Annotated in this window: 9 protein-coding genes and 1 pseudogene; 4 read left to right on the forward strand and 6 right to left on the reverse strand. The window is 41.1% G+C overall.

Going from position 1 to position 16,119, the window contains the following annotated elements:
* Positions 1-88: 88 nt before the first annotated feature.
* A pseudogene (locus NV377_RS08605) lies at positions 89-249 on the reverse strand (transposase); the annotation flags it as partial.
* A gap of 262 nt (positions 250-511) precedes the next feature.
* On the opposite strand from NV377_RS08605, the gene NV377_RS08610 reads away from it, so the two are divergent.
* Both NV377_RS08610 and NV377_RS08615 read left to right on the forward strand, forming a co-directional pair.
* A complete protein-coding gene (locus tag NV377_RS08610; RefSeq protein WP_373425816.1) occupies positions 512-754 on the forward strand; it encodes an ATP-binding protein in 243 nt (80 codons plus the stop codon).
* An 86-nt stretch (positions 755-840) separates the two neighbouring features.
* The gene (locus tag NV377_RS08615) at positions 841-1,203 is read left to right on the forward strand and encodes a YbgA family protein (protein ID WP_258200791.1); all 363 of its coding nucleotides are present in this window, start codon (positions 841-843) and stop codon (positions 1,201-1,203) included.
* Between the two features lie 26 nt (positions 1,204-1,229).
* Here NV377_RS08615 and helD read toward each other — a convergent pair whose 3' ends face one another.
* From helD to NV377_RS08635, 4 genes are all read right to left on the reverse strand, one after another.
* Positions 1,230-3,566 (reverse strand): RNA polymerase recycling motor HelD, encoded by a 2,337-nt coding sequence (gene helD / locus NV377_RS08620; protein ID WP_258200792.1) that lies wholly within the window; start codon positions 3,564-3,566, stop codon positions 1,230-1,232.
* A gap of 298 nt (positions 3,567-3,864) precedes the next feature.
* Positions 3,865-4,782 carry an oxidoreductase gene (locus NV377_RS08625; protein ID WP_258200793.1) on the reverse strand — a complete coding sequence of 306 codons (918 nt, stop codon included), beginning with the start codon at positions 4,780-4,782 and terminating at the stop codon, positions 3,865-3,867.
* A 926-nt stretch (positions 4,783-5,708) separates the two neighbouring features.
* Positions 5,709-9,311: a glycosyl hydrolase family 18 protein gene (locus tag NV377_RS08630; RefSeq protein WP_258200794.1), complete on the reverse strand. Its 3,603-nt coding sequence runs from the start codon at positions 9,309-9,311 to the stop codon at positions 5,709-5,711.
* Between the two features lie 671 nt (positions 9,312-9,982).
* Positions 9,983-10,663 carry a TetR/AcrR family transcriptional regulator gene (locus NV377_RS08635; RefSeq protein WP_258200795.1) on the reverse strand — a complete coding sequence of 227 codons (681 nt, stop codon included), beginning with the start codon at positions 10,661-10,663 and terminating at the stop codon, positions 9,983-9,985.
* 137 nt (positions 10,664-10,800) lie between these two features.
* Between NV377_RS08635 and NV377_RS08640 the strand changes: the two genes are divergently transcribed.
* Positions 10,801-12,153: an MATE family efflux transporter gene (locus tag NV377_RS08640; RefSeq protein ID WP_258201155.1), complete on the forward strand. Its 1,353-nt coding sequence runs from the start codon at positions 10,801-10,803 to the stop codon at positions 12,151-12,153.
* A 424-nt stretch (positions 12,154-12,577) separates the two neighbouring features.
* Here the strand turns inward: NV377_RS08640 and NV377_RS08645 are convergent, their stop codons facing one another.
* A complete protein-coding gene (locus NV377_RS08645) occupies positions 12,578-13,321 on the reverse strand; it encodes a DUF975 family protein (RefSeq protein ID WP_258200796.1) in 744 nt (247 codons plus the stop codon).
* 301 nt (positions 13,322-13,622) lie between these two features.
* Between NV377_RS08645 and NV377_RS08650 the strand changes: the two genes are divergently transcribed.
* Positions 13,623-15,899 (forward strand): preprotein translocase subunit SecA, encoded by a 2,277-nt coding sequence (locus NV377_RS08650; protein WP_258200797.1) that lies wholly within the window; start codon positions 13,623-13,625, stop codon positions 15,897-15,899.
* The last annotated feature ends 220 nt before the right edge of the window (positions 15,900-16,119 follow it).

The following is a 16,119-nucleotide window of genomic DNA, read 5'->3' on the forward strand; positions in this document are numbered from 1 at the left end:
TAAAACTTGGCCTTACTTGATCATCATGACCCAGCCATTGCAACAACCAGCGTAGTCTTGATGCCATTGAACCTCCCTCATCATCGTATTCAGATGTAAAGAGAAGTATTTCTTCTGTGCCATGCTCTCGAACATCCTCCAGGATCTCTTTTCACACATTACATACTCATTAGGCGAAAACGCGTAGGTTAAAACGTCTTTAGATCCATCTTCACGAATACCAACGGCAAGATAAACGGCTTCCTTCGAGAATTAACTGAATTCATGACGATACGATCATATCTTAAGCTTGAGGAATTCATACAGCTGTACGTTTCTTAACGTATTCTTAATACACTTGATATCATATATATTTCTATTTTATTCGTTGGTATAATTTGATCATGATGGTAATGGTTTTTTAATTCATTGATGAAAGAGGAATGATGTATCAACGGGCAAATTTCAATTGTGGATGATGAACCTTACATTCGCGCGTTAATTCGAATGCATAAATTATCTTGAGATCTCTATTTGCGAAGTGGATTACACCATTTTTATAAGGATAATCGATAAAAGGATTGGTATTCCTTCACAGGAACAAGAGCAAGTGTTTGAACGATTCTACCGTGTTGATAACAGTAGAAAAGGCGAAGGACTAGGCATTGGACTTTCCATTGTCAAAGAAATCGTTACCCTCCATAACATGTCGAGTGTTCCTCATGAAGAAACAACTTTTGAGATCCAATTATATAAGAGTAAGCGAAAACCTTAACGCTTACTCTTATATAATTGTATATTTTGAAATTTTAAATTAGGTAGCATATGATTTCTATTGATTATTTTTTGAGAGGTGATTGTATGAAACGTCAACTAACAGAAAAATTATGGCGTGAAGAAAAATACCGTGTCATGTTCCATAGCCAAAAGTATTATAACCAAATTAGGCAGGCAATGCGTGATCAGCTAACCCATGAACTAATTGAACAATTGATCAATGATGCGCTAAAACAAACTGCAACCGAAGGTAGCATGCGCAATGCCTGCCAACATATGTGGGGGTACTTCAGGAAAATAGCCACACCCGAAGAAAAACAAAAATACGAACAACTACTTCACACTTGCGATATACCAACACTTATATGCTTTCTACAACAGTTAGCCATTCAATATAACGTTACTTATTTAATAGAAAGTACTATTTTACAGAGGAAAGATGAATAGTTATTTTTCTTAATAATCCAATTAGGTCAAACTTCAATGAGATTTTCCTGCAAAGCATTGTGCAAAAACGGGCTCGGTTCACCTACGCAGTAAATTTGCAAATCATGCATTGCTCTGGTGCAGGCAGTGTAGAAAACTCTGCGCAGACTTTCATCACCGTATATTAGCTCCGATGCATCATAGATAATGACAGCTTCAAATTCGATGCCTTTGGATAAATACGATGGTATAATGACAACTCCTTGTTCATACTCAGGTGAGCCATTTTTTATGAGCTTAATATCTTCAATGTTGGACAAGGCTTCGTATGCATTCTTGCTTTCCTCGGCTGATTTGCATATTATGGCAATATTATTGTAGCCATGGCTTCGCATATCATCGACTTTAGATACAATGCAGTGATGTAGTTCTGATCGATCAGTCAATTGTGTCAGCACAGGCAACTCGCCATCGCGATCGAAAGGAATAATCTGCTGGCCGTTAGGAACTAGTTTACGTGTAAATTCGATGATAGGCTTTGTGGAACGGTAGCTGCGGGTCATATTGATTACTTCGGTTTCATCCTGTCCGTATAAGCTACTAAGGATGTGAAAATCTATCATTTCACTGGCATGCGTAAATAACGCTTGGTTAAAATCACCTAACACTGTCATCCTCGCAGAAGGAAACAATCGTTTTAAGAACTCGAATTGAAACGGTGAATAGTCCTGCGCCTCGTCAAGAAATATATGCTTGATCGAGCCATTTGTCTGAAAACCTTGAATCAATTCTTTCATGTATAAAAACGGCGTAGCATCCTCGTAAAATAATTTGCCTTCGTCTAGCATTTCTAGTGTCGCTTGACAAATATTCTCCCACTCCGCTGGTGTTTCCTCCTCTATCCACTGCTCGATCTGCATGGGATCTGCAAAAATCTGCTTGTAAATCTTTTTAATGTCGATGAAATGAAATGTACGGATTCGTTTTCGCAACGGCATCAATTTTTGGCGAACAATCAATCGTGCAAGGGCTTCAGGCTCCATCTCATAATCGGCAATCGCTTCTCTTTCAAAGCCTCGTTTTTCCGCTAAGTACGCATGTGCCTTATGGTAATCCTCGTTGCTAAGCAGCTCAATTTCATCTTGTACCCACGGCTTCGACTGTTCAACTTCTTCAGCTTCTTTAATTAGCTTCATGAGCCATTCTTTTAACTTTTCAATTCTATTATGGAAATTGATCGATGTGTCGCTGCTATAAAATCTATCTGCAATTTGCTTGGGAGTAACAATAGGCTTTCCTCTGAAGTTAATGCCCTTGAATAACATTCCAGATAACTCCAACGACTTTCTGTATGAATTGATAACCTCAAAAAAACAGGTGGATGCTTTGAAACGAATCCCCGTCACTCTTGACCTATGCGAAGAAGTATTCGCTGTAGTTAAAACATATTCCAATTGATCGTAGGGATTTTCAACCTGAAACTCTTTGCCTAATCGATGATCCAAGTATTCCTGAAATGTAACCTGTTGCATATTCTCTTCACCGAGTTCCGGCAGTACGTTTGATACATAACTGTTAAACAGTGAATTAGGTGAAAATAAAATAATCTGATCAGCATTCAGACTATCTCGATAATTATAGAGTAAATAAGCAATTCGCTGTAAAGCAGCAGATGTCTTGCCACTACCAGCTGCACCGTGAACAATGAGTAGCCTCCCATGATCATGACGGATAATTCGGTTTTGCTCTTGTTGAATAGTAGCTACGATACTGTGCATATGTTTGTCGGTACCTTGACCCAGAACCTGCTGTAAAATCTCGTCTCCAATCGTGAGACTTGTATCGAACATAGATTGAAGAGTACCACCGCGAATAAGATACTGCCACTTTTTCTCCAATTCTCCTTGGATTATGCCTCCTGGTGTTACATACTGGGCAGGACCAGGTTGGTAATCGTAGTAGACACTAGAGATCGGTGATCTCCAGTCGTAGATAAGGAAATCTTCACCGCTATTATCCATGAGCGAGGAGATTCCTATATAGACCTGTTCCTGTGATGACAATCCTTCTTCTATGAAATCAATTCGTCCGAAGTAGGGAACATTCTGCATACGGCGCAGCGTAATTAATCTCTTAGAAGCATGTTTGTGGGTGCTTTGGCTTACGGATAGTGCTTGAGCTTCTTGTCTTAGGCTGATGACAGTCTCTAGAATATCATCGAAGCTATCCATATTCACTTTAATTTCATCCCAAAAGTGTTTGCGAATATTTACTACTGCGTTCTTGCGCAGTGAAGTTTCTTCCTCCAACCTGTTAATTTGCTCCGAAATGGTCTCCATTACATTATCAACTCGTTTTTGCTCCTGCTGAAACTCCAAATTCATAGCATTCACTCCTTTAAAATATGGGGTTGACTAATGAGTAACGATGCCTTATAATTAAAATAGAGCCACTATACAGTTTTATAAATTATTTATCCATCTATATAAATTTACCACGAGTCCACATTTTTTTCAATGTACTGGACGTATTTTCTATTTCTATAACTAAACATTTATAATAAAGTAAAAAACACTCCTAAATCGGCATTTAGGAGTGTTTTTTACTATTTGCTTTTCTTTTCATGAATACTTTTGTGATACCTTACCAAAAAGCACTGTATGCCCCCGAATCTCCTATTTATTAAAATTTGTAAGAGATGCCTGTTAAACTTTCCGAAACACTCCAAAGTTTGTTGGAGACGTCAGAGTCGTATAATTTTCCGATGATATCGTCACTCTTAGGATAACCCTTCCTACCTCCCTTACCATCAGGACCGATATATTCCCCGCCCTTTACTTCCTGTTCTGTTGCAGCATATAAGGTTGGTAACGCCCCCATATCTGCTGGTTGACTCACTAGATTCTGAAGAAATCGAACAAATATATTCGCCGGTTTGCCTGAACCTCTGGAGAACAAATTTGTCTGCGAGAATCCCGGATGACATGCGACACTCACTGAATCAATACCGTGGGAAGAAAACTTATTCTGTAATTCTTTAGCAAACAATAGATTTGCAAGCTTGCTTTGACCGTAAAATTCCCAAGCACTATATCCCTTGGAACCATCTAAATTATCAAAATTTATTTTCCCCTTATGAGCTGCTATGCTGCTTAGTGTAACAACTCTCGAATACGGGGTAGAAATTAAGCGCTCCAAGAGCAATCCCGTCAGAGCAAAATGTCCTAAATGATTGCAGCCAAACTGCGATTCAAAGCTATCTTGGGTCAATTGGAATGGAGGTATCATAATGCCTGCATTATTAATGAGAATAGACAAGGCTTCGTATTGCTTAAGAAAATCCGCTGCGAATGTCCTAATACTAGCCAAATCACTAAGGTCAAGTAGCATAGCCCTGACATTTGCACCAGCACAAATGGACTTTATTTTGTCCACTGCTGCTTTTCCTCTATCCATATTCCGAACAGCGAGGATAACTGTTGCCCCTCTTTCAGCCAATGCTAATGTTGTTTCAAACCCTATACCGCTGTTCGCTCCTGTGACAATTACTACTTTTCCTGACACATCCGTGATATTACTTTTTGTCCAAATCTTGCTCATTTTTCACACGCTCCTTTAATTTTGTCTAAAGCAACTTGCGCAAAAAGAGCAACCAAAGTTTGAATCTCTTCCAGCGTTAACTTGCCAAGCATCTTATCTGCTAGTCGGTTTTCACGCTACGCCTTTACTTTCCTTATATCATCTTGTTGATTGTTTAAGTTCTCGTATCACCGTATCCAACAATTTGGGACGAGCTATAATATTTCGACTAAGTGCTTGAAACGTATAGATTGGCCCCATTGGCATGGCCCACAAACCAAACAAACAAGTGAATAGGCAAAATAGTATATTCATCAACGCAGTGGGATGATATTCTCTCACATAATAACTAGTCTTGACACGATAGGAGATCAATACCCAGGAAAAACATATTTCATATTGCATAAATTGTGTCTGGTTATCTATACGTATTCCATTAAAGGTGTCCCCATGCTGCCGAATATGATCAACATTGGACAATAACCACTCCTTAAACTGCTTACCTTGCTTCTCGTCCCTGTAAAAAAGAAAGCCAAAAAAAACGATTATGCAAACAGTAATTAGTAGGAATACTGAAAAACTTGTATTTCCGTTAGACAAACTAAATACGAAAGTAAAGCATATAAATGCTGCTATTAAGAATAATGCTGGAACCATAAAAGTATCTTTCCTCCCTTCACCTAACATAACACTATCTAACTTGACTATTATACTACTTCAGCTAATTGGAAAGTTGGGTTAAATTGTATTTTTATTCATTAATGATTTAATACTATATTAATCGTTAACCACCTGAAGCTTAAGTTCAGTGAAATAGGTACGATTGTAGCTTCTCTAATGCATTCTATTGAACTTTGTACCTACAAAAACTCCCCTTACCGTAGCAGGTTTTGTAATTAACCTGTCTACTATAAGGGGAGCGTATCAACCGGGGTACAACCTATTTATTATGATTCCACTTTATCGAGCAAGCGCATAATCGCAACAACAGCCTGCGCCTTTGTTACCTTTCCTTCTGGGTCGAAGCGTGTAGAAGATACGCCGTTCATAATGTTTTGTGAGACGATTTGTTCGATCGCATCTTTGGCATAAGCTGAGAACTGCTCCTTGTCATGGAAACGATCAAGAACACTACCTTGTACGTTTCCAGCTTCCTTACTTAGCACCAGAGCGCGATAAAGCACTACAGCCATTTCCTGACGGCTAATTGTACCATCTGGATCAAACTTGCCTGGTTGTTTGCCGTTCACAAGACCTAACATTGAAGCAATAGCAATATCCTCCGCATACAAGGATTGATTATCTACATCTTCAAAGGTCTGTTTTGCATTATTAGGCAGAAGACCTAGTCCGCGCACTACAATTGAAACAAACTCTGCACGCGTAATCTGTGATAATGCGCCAAAATTCTCAGTGCTTTCGCCAAACACAATTAAGCGATTAGATGCACGACTAATGGCATCCTTAGCCCATGATATATTGGTATCCGTATAATTAAACGAGGTGCCCACGACCATATAAATCCCGCCTGTTGGAGCGTCCAGTTCAACCTTTAAGCTACCGTCAGCTTGTTTAACCACCTTAGTTGCTACAGGACGGAAAGTATTGGAGTCTGGTAAATATACAATTCCTCTCACTTGTGCCTCTTCTATGCTACTAGCAGGTAACATTATGATAAGCTTTGCTCCATCAAGCTGCGATACAGCATAGTAAGCTCCATCTGCTCCCAAAGCTTCAACAGTCAACCCAATAGCTCTAGATTGCGCGCTCATGCCAGGTGTAACTGTAGACCCTACTGATTGTTGATCCTTTACATTTAGCGAAATACGAATATCAGTAGCATGATCTAATACTTTGGCAGGGAACACATAAGAAACTCCGTTCCAATTTAATATCAGCTCAGCATCAACTCCCGCTGCTACCAATGCTGCCGCTACCTCCTTAGGTAGATTCACATCAACGGATGGCGCTGCTTTATCCACCGTCAACGTAAAGGTATGACTAGCACTCGCCTTAATTGCTGCAACGGCAGCATCCTTATCTACCGTGACTGTCCATGTATCTTCTTGCTTAACTACGGTAGTCGTGAGTTCCTGCTGATTGGACGGTGGACTCACAGCATCTCCACCACCATCACCACCGCTACTTGCTGTCAGTGTCCGAGCGTTCAACACATCACTGAATGCGGAAACTGCTGTAATACCTTGCTCTTCCTTACTCACCGCAAGCACATGAACTTTGTATGTGCTAGAAGATTTAAGCTTATCGAATGTGAATTGTGTCTCTTCCGTAGAACCAACATAACGACCATCAATATAAGCCTCGTAGCCTGTTGCTCCTGCAACACTATCCCACTTGATAGTAAGAGTTTTATAGTTAGCTGATGATAATGCTATTCCTTTAGGTGCTGCAAGTGCGTTTTCATTCGTTACACCATTAATCGGTAAATCTTTGTTCAATTGAGTAAGTAATTCACCAGTGCGGTCACCGGTAACCTCCCAGCTCATCACACCAGCCAAATTTTTGGATTTAACTAACGATGAGCTATAAATCATGGAAGTAAGATCATTATACGTAATAAAAGTTTGCTGTTCTGGACTATACAGATAAGCTACTTTAGCAGCATCATTCCAATATCGCACATAACCATCTTTGCCTATGAATGATATAATTTCGCTATAGTCATAAATCCCACTTTCCCAAGAACCTGCTGGAAAACTAGTACAGTCCACATATTGTCCTGGTGTCTCACAACCGCTCCAAGCCTTGCCATAGAACGGTAAGCCCAATACCAACTTATGCTCAGGAACACCTCCTGTAAGATGACCGTTAACACCACCTAGTACATTATTCCGTTCTGCATTTGGCTTTGGCAGGTTAGGATCATAGTAAAGCGGGGCATTGTGATTAGCAATGTTCTCCCAGCCACCGCTATAATCGTAAGTCATAATATTAATGAAATCCAAATAGTCACTAGAGTTTGCCAAGTCAGCATTAACAACAAAGTTGTCACCTTGTCCTGAAGCTATAGTCAGCAAATAATATCTGTTATCTTCAGAACCTGCGGCATCTAGCGCTGATCTTACAGTTTGCATAAGTAGCGTGAAGTTTTCTTTATCCTTAGGTGAACGACTGTTATATGTTTCCCCACCCTCTACTGGGTATTCCCAGTCGATATCCAAGCCATCAAGTTTATACTCTCGGATTACATCAACTGCGGACTTAGCAAATGTTCTAAGCGTAACTTCATCTGCTGCCATATTGGAAAAGTTTTTGGACCAAGACCAACCGCCAACCGATACTAGCAATTTGAAATTAGGATTAATTGATTTCAAATCCGTGATGGCCTGTAAATTTTCAATATCCTTTTTTTGATCGCCTAACACAATTTCTCCATCATAAACATACCTGTCTTGCAAAGGAATATCTTCACTCTCACAAGCGGTTGTTCCTGTACCAAACTTTTTCCAACATATATCTGCGAAGGAATAGTTAACATGGGTAATTTTGGAAACATCCATCTCATCAGGTTGGAAATCACGGTCATAAACCGACCATGCTGCATAATAAGTTACGTTTGTAAAGTTGGCACCAGGTACAACAACAGCAGCTTCACTTGCAGCGGACTGCCATAAGTGATTGCTAGCTTCGACTGTAAAGGAATAAGACTCACCCTCCTGAAGTCCAGTTGCTGTGAATCGATTTTCGGAAGAAGAGCCGATTAATTTATCATTTTGATAAATCTTATAATTGGTTGCTCCTGCCACTGGGGCCCAGCCTAATGCTGCTGTAGTAAGGTTCGATGTGACAACTTGCACATCTTGAGGTGCAGAGAGTTCGCCCCACTTGAGCTTAATCGTGTTGCTGGGAGCAGATGTTATTATCGGGTCACCACTTTTTTCTGGTGGTTTTTGAGCACTAACATAAAAAGCTGTTTCCGCACCTGCAACTACATGCTCTGGTTTCAAAGTATAAGTGATTTGATTAGGACCAGCATCTACTCCTCCTATCCACCAGCCATTAGCATAAAGATCATAAGCAGTTGCACCAGGACTACCAATCCATTTAACGGTTACTGTAGACTCTGTTAAATCGGTAACCTGGAAATTAAGTGGTGCAGCTAAAGGTGCTTCCTTGTACTCCGAAGTATCTGCTAAGGTCGTAACTTCAATGACGTTACTTTTTACATTAGTATGCCCCTCTACAGTCTTATCGCTCTCCCAAACAATGTAAAAGCTATAAGTCGTTTCTGGCTCCAGTCCACCTACACTCTTAGTCGTACGATTACCCCAAGCTGCCCATTTGCCATCAGCATGATAGATTTGAATATCGTTGGGCGCCTTATCATCTCCTACTAAATCCCATTCAAGTTGAACACTATTATGGGTAATAGAACCTTCTACAACTCGGAGATTTTGCGGTGGTTCGAGACCAGCAGCTGCAACCGCAGGTTCATTAGCATAAACAACAACTGTGTTAGATAACATGCCTATCAGTAATGCAAAACTTAAAAACATCATAAGTACTTTTTTTCGGGGAATTGAATACACGCGATCACCTCTATCATTTTAGTAGTTTCTGTACGAAGCTCTAATGATGATGTGCTGTGTCTAGGATGAGAAAAGTTATCGTCGAGGACGGCCTGGGATGTCAGATTTTAAAATGCAGTACGAATATGCGTCCTTCTAGGATAATTGGATACAATATGTATGCGTTTGCAATGAGGGCAATGATTTATTACAGAGGATATGGAGCTACTCTTATTTTAGATGTATCACCCGCCTTACAAAGGGATTAGATTAGTCATATTTACATCATTTCTAGTCCATCCTAACATGATTCAACAGACGGGGAGAGGGAGACAAATTGCTACTAGAGGGTAAATTATTTACGAAATATTAATATTACACGCTAATGTGCTAAAGATCGACAATAAAGTATAAAATGCATCATCACTCAAAAATCTACTAATACCATTGGGAATTATTTGTGCCACATACTAAATACCAACGAGCTACTACATACTTAATAATTTCACTATTATTTAACTGATCAAATCTTAATGAATTCTTAATGTTATGGCTAGTCCCTTTCTTTAATAAACTCCCGTCATACTTATAGTACGTTTCACCGCACCACTTATAGTGCGAATTTGGGTGTAGATAAACAGTAAAGCTAATAAAACCGCCCATCCAATAATCGGATGAGCGGTTTTTACATTCTACTTCTCCTGCTCCTTTATCACTTGCTCAATTCCCAACAAAATTAACTTCAATCCAAAATCAAACGCTCCGTCGGTCCCCATCAGCTCGAACAACCCGTTTGTGAACATCCTCCGGAACAATCCTACTTCCTTCTCGTTCATGGAGTCCAGAAGGCGAATCATCTCTTCACCAGGAATTGTCCCCTGATTCTTAAGGATAGCGGAGACATTGCGCTCATGCTGATAATTGTCTAGGACAAAGTAGAATACATAGTTCACAAGCGTAGTAACCACTTGCATTTTTTGCTCTTGCTCAAGCGGCGTCGATTCCACGCAGAGCAGCATACGGTTGGTGAAACGGATAATGTCCGGTTCGTGAGGTAGCGTCATCATCATTAGCTGAGTAGAGCAAGGATACTGGCTAAGCACACTCCTTACTGTTATCGCAAACTCCGTCAACTGCTCCTTCCAGTCCCCCTCAGAGTGAAACTCCTCCAGAATCATTTTTGATACCTGGTTGGCCAGACGTTGATAGAGATTCTGCTTGCTCTTGAAGTACCAGTAGAGAGAAGGAGCTTGAATCCCCAGCCTGTCAGCCAATCGTCTCATGCTAAATTTCTCGATACCCTCTTCTCCAAGAAGCTCCCACGAGGTTTCCAAAATCTTATCCTCCGAAATCTGAGGCTGTTGTTTTTTCATCGTAATCCGCCCTTTTATCTAACAGTGTAAGTTTATTATTTACAGGTTTATAAATTCATGATATCATCTAACACTGTAAGGCACAACCTAACACCGTTAGATTGAAGGTAAAATAAATGACGAAAGTAGTGACCCATATGGAAACTGAAAACCTTCATTACTTTGAAAAAGCACCAGTCGCAAAAGCAGTAGCTCACTTCGCTGTACCGATGATGCTAGGCACGTCAATGAGTGTCATATATTCCATCTTGAATGCCTATTTCCTTGGTACACTCCACAATACTGCCATGTTAACCGCACTCGCACTAACCTTGCCGTTATTTGCAATCATTATGGCACTAGGCAACTTGATTGGCATGGGTAGCGGTTCTTTCATTTCCCGTTTGCTAGGAGAGAAAAAGTATGATGATGTAAAGCATGTGTCTTCATTTGCCTTTTACAGCAGTTTAGTTCTTGGACTTATCGCAATGGCCGTTGGCCTCCCGTTAATCGATTCAATCATTCATGGCCTGGGTGCAACGGCAGACTCCTTTGGATTTACAAAAGATTATGTCACCGTTATGCTTATTGGCTCACCGATCGTCGTATTATTCTTCACGCTCGAAAATATCGTGCGCTCGGAGGGTGCAGCACTCACGTCGATGATTGGTATGATTCTTAGTGTTGTCGTCAATATTATTCTTGATGCACTATTTATCTTCATCTTCCATTGGGGCGTGATCGGCGTTGCGTCTGCAACGGTCATCTCTAACTTAGTTGCGATTGTATACTATGCCTTCCATATGAGATGTAAGAGCCAATTCTTAACCATCTCCGTAAAATGGTTCAAGGCTTCCAAGGAGATTCTTAGCAATGTATTCAAAATCGGATTTCCCGTCTTTGTTATGAGTACTTTCTTGGGTGCAATGTCGCTCATCTTTAACCATTATCTTATCGATTATGGGGATCAGGCAGTAGCTGCTTATGGAATTTCATCACGTTTATTGCAATTTCCTGAGTTTATTCTCATGGGCTTATGTGAGGGGGTCGTGCCGTTGATCGCCTTCTCTTTTACAGCCAATAAATTACGAATGAAGCAGACCATCGGATTCACGATCAAAGTAATTGTAGCGCTAGCAGTAGTTTTCGGTATCATCGTCTATCTAATCTCCGATAACTTAATTGGCTTATTTACGAATGACCCACAATTAATTGAAATGGGCAGCTACTTTTTACATGTGACGTTCTTATCCTTGTTTATTACAGGAATGACCACGTTGTTTATGGGGATCTTCCAAGCAACAGCGCAAGGAACCGCCGCTTTTATTATGTCAATTATTCAAGGAATTACTCTGATTCCTGTATTATATATAGCCAATCGAATGAACGGCTTCCACGGGGTGGTCTGGTCGCTCGTCATTGCGGATGCGGTAGCGTTTCTTGTTGGTGCCATCCTGCTGTATGTTCTGCGGAACAAATTGCAGCCCGATTTGGATAATTTAGTACACTAGAAAAAGTAAACATGCAAGAAGGCAGGATAAGGGCACTCCCGATTCTGCCTTCTTGTTATATGGAGGATATAATCTTACAAACATTTTATTAGGTAGGACCGCACTTCGTAACACTCCAGTTCTTTACCATGAAAAAATAGAAAAACGAGCAATACAAAAACAGTTCTGGCTTGGAAAGCGCCTAATGATAAATTGAAAATGTATCGTCCTCTAATCGAAATAATCAACAGTTATAGATAGTCAATACAAAGAAGTACATCTCCATATGAGCGATGTACTTCTTTGTATTACTATATTCCCGTCAAAGTTCTCGTCTCTCACTCCGCACAAACTGTAATCGGATTGCAATAATCGCTATTCAGCAAAAGAACACCTCTGAGTTATAACCCATTATGACTACAAACGTCATAGTTGTATGGCTTATTTATGTATAAAAGATAGGGGTCTGTTTCAGCCTTAGTTCTTCTTCCGTTGTCAGACCGTCATTCAATGCAAGTTGACGTAATGTTAGGTAAAGCTCAGCTCTCGTGGCATTGATATATGGTAGCACAAACAGGACACCGATGAAGAGTGCCAACACACCTAGAAGTATCCAGCCAATAAAGCTTAATTCAAGCACGAATATACGAAATTTGTGTCCTTGTGTCATTTGCTTGCTTAGATCCACTGCTCGCCTATAGCCAATGTTTGGGTTGTCCGCTAAAATGAATGGCACTAGGCTGTATGCGTAAAACTTTACGATTCCAGGAATAATCAGAAGCAGGTACCATAAGAAATTAAGAAAAGCTCTCCAAGTCATTGTTTTCACAATATCTAAATACCTAGTCTTGTCAAACGCATAACCTAAATGGTTTAAATTCACTTCATGTTCTGCAGATTGCTTGAAAAAACGCATCGAACCGACCTCAAGAGGAAAACAAAGAAAAATCCGAAACGCAATTACCAACAGAAAGATAACAATAAAAATAATTATAAATATAGCAAAGAAAGGCGCTAGCATCCCCCAATCCACATTTATATCGGTAGAACGGGATGATCTGAAATTCAAGTCAGGAGGACTACTGCCTCCACCGACAAATGCAAGTATAATACTTACCAAAAATGCCTTCCAGTATGATGTCCGTAGCACCTCTTTAGCTCTATGCTTCAGTTCTTTTCGCTCCCACATAGAAATCCCTCTCTCCTTTATCGCTTTATATATAATACAATAAATACCATATAATATATAGTATAAAAAGAAACGAATCATTCTTATTATCTCGAGACTGTAAAGAACCTGTTGCAGTCTTCTTTTTGCTTATCATTGACTAAGACGCATTCCAAAATGTAATATATTGTATACACTTTGGAATGCATAAATTACAATAAATTCAAACTAAAAACAGTAGATTTGAACTTGATAGGTTGCGGAACAACGCAAATATTTAATGAAAATAAGCGTATTTCTACCGAGGAGGAATCAAATTGCTATGAATTTAGCCGCCAAGTTGATGCAAAAATTTGAAGACCACGTTACCCCACATAATCTGAAAGGCTATCGGGACAAAGTAGAGCTCATTAGGAAACGGAATTTGGAAGCATGGGACGAAAAGCAACTGCAAGCAGAATCTCTCCGGCTGAAAAAGGAAGCACAATCGGGTACGCCTTTGGACGAGCTCCTTCTCGATGCTTATGCGCTAGTCTGCGAGACAGCGAAGAGAACGCTAGGTTTACAGCCTTACGATGTCCAGATTATAGCTGCCATCGCTTTGCATGAGGTTTTTTTGATCGAGCAGCATACAGGCGAAGGAAAAACGCTCTCTGCTGTTATGCCTGCTTATCTAAATGCGCTAACCGGAAAAGGCGTTCATGTGTTGACTTTTAACGATTATTTGGCAAATCGAGATGCTGAGTGGATGGGACCGATCTATCGTTTCCTCGGGTTAACGGTAAACTCGGTTCAAGCGGGCATGAGCTTGGCAGAGAAACGGGAAGCATATGCCGCGGATATAACCTATGTTACGGCCAAAGAGGCGGGATTCGATTATTTGCGCGATACGATCGCATTAAACGAAGCCGATACCGTGCTTCGTCCTTTCCACTACGTTATTGTTGACGAAGCAGATTCACTGCTAATCGACGAGGCGCGGGTGCCGCTAGTCATCGCTGGAGAGCCGGGCTCTTCCAACAACGTCAACATTCGTTTCGCAGAAGTGGCTAGGCAGTTCAAGCAATTAGAGCATTACGACTTCGACGAGTTCAAGCGGAACGTTTATTTAAATGAAGTGGGCTCTGCGAAAGCGGAATCGCTGCTGGGATGCGGTAATTTGTATGAAAGCCATAATAGTCATTTGTTAATGTCGTTAAACTGCGCGCTGCATGCGGAATCGTTATTAAAAAAAGATGTCGATTACATCGTCCGGGACGGTAAAATCGAGCTAATTGACGAATATACCGGCCGCGTGGCGGAGAACAGGCATTTGCCGGAAGGACTACAAGCCGCGCTTGCGGCCAAAGAAGGAGTGCAGTCGAAAACCGGCGGGGAAATTCTCGGTACGATCACCCTTCAACACTTTCTTAGCCTATATCCTAAGATTTGCGGAATGACGGCTACCGCGCACGCTTCCGCAATGGAATTCAAAGATGGCTATGAGCTGCAGGTCGTGCAAATTCCACCGAACCGTCCAAACATACGAATCGACCATCCGCACCGGATTTATACCCATAAAGAAGCCAAACTTAAGGCGCTTGTACAAGAAATCTCGTCCATCCATGCGACGGGACGTCCGATTCTCATTGGTACATCAAGCGTCGGAGAGTCTGACATGTTGGCGAAGGCGCTAGCAGTTGCCGACGTACCTTGTCATGTTCTGAATGCCAAAAACGACGTAAAAGAAGCCGAGATCATCGCCAAAGCGGGAGAAATCGGCGCAGTAACAGTGTCTACGAATATGGCGGGACGCGGCGTCGACATTCGGCTCGGTGGCGGAAACCCCACGCAAGCAGACGTTGTCGCTAAGCTCGGCGGCTTGTACGTGATCGGTACGTATGTGAACGAAAGCGTGCGGATCGACGACCAACTGCGCGGGCGTTCTGGCCGCCAAGGCGATCCAGGAGCTTCCGTATTTTTCGTAAGCTTGGAGGACGAGTTGATCCTTCGGTTCGGCATCAATAAAGCAATTCGCAATCTTAGGCAGGATGAAGTTCTCGAAGAATCAGTACTTCGCAACAAAATCACGCATATTCAGCGCGTTATTATGGGCCAAAACTTTCATATCCGCCAGGAACTGAACTGTTATTCGGATATGGTGGAGGAACAGAGACGTATTCTATACAAGGAGCGGCTCAAGATTTTGAAAGGCGAAACGCCGATGAGCCCTTCTGAGCAGCGGGTACGGCTTTTTTATATCGACAAGTTCTGGGCTGACCATCTGGCATACGCTTCTTACATTCGTGAAGGCATCCATTTGGAGAGCCTTGCTAACCGCAATCCGATTGACGAATTTCATATGCAAATCATCCAAGAATACGAGCATATTTCGGCTAAAATAAATATAGAGTCGACGAATATGCTCGTAAAACTAGGAGGTTCGAATGATCCTGCGTTGTGGGAAAAGTTCGGGCTGAAGAGCCCTACTTCCACTAGGACTTATATTATCAACGATCAATACATTCAGAGGAAAGCCGGCTATTGGTCCCCAGAGACGATAGTTGCTTATTGGATTCGCAAGATTTTGAGGAGGTCATTCGGGTGGAAAAAATTTTGATGCAGCGTAGCATTTTTCTAGAATGATCGCGTTGTCGCCCATTTGTTGCACGAAATAACTGCTGATCCGAACTATTCCCAGAAGATTTGGTTTGAACAGTTCTATAAGTGTTTTTTATGATCGTTTGTTAACTACGTATTCATTTCAGAGCATAAAAATACATCGCCTGGGCATGTAAACCTCATGGCGATGTATTAAAACTTTAAGTACTATTAAGTTT

The sequence above is a fragment of the Paenibacillus endoradicis genome (assembly GCF_024721975.1).

Coding starts and splice junctions, on each gene's coding strand:
- NV377_RS08615 (WP_258200791.1), top strand. CDS start 841: ATGAAACGTCAACTAACAGAAAAATTATGGCGTGAAGAAAAATACCGT.
- helD (WP_258200792.1), bottom strand. CDS start 3,566: ATGAATTTGGAGTTTCAGCAGGAGCAAAAACGAGTTGATAATGTAATG.
- NV377_RS08625 (WP_258200793.1), bottom strand. CDS start 4,782: ATGAGCAAGATTTGGACAAAAAGTAATATCACGGATGTGTCAGGAAAA.
- NV377_RS08635 (WP_258200795.1), bottom strand. CDS start 10,663: ATGAAAAAACAACAGCCTCAGATTTCGGAGGATAAGATTTTGGAAACC.
- NV377_RS08640 (WP_258201155.1), top strand. CDS start 10,801: ATGGAAACTGAAAACCTTCATTACTTTGAAAAAGCACCAGTCGCAAAA.
- NV377_RS08645 (WP_258200796.1), bottom strand. CDS start 13,321: ATGTGGGAGCGAAAAGAACTGAAGCATAGAGCTAAAGAGGTGCTACGG.
- NV377_RS08650 (WP_258200797.1), top strand. CDS start 13,623: ATGAATTTAGCCGCCAAGTTGATGCAAAAATTTGAAGACCACGTTACC.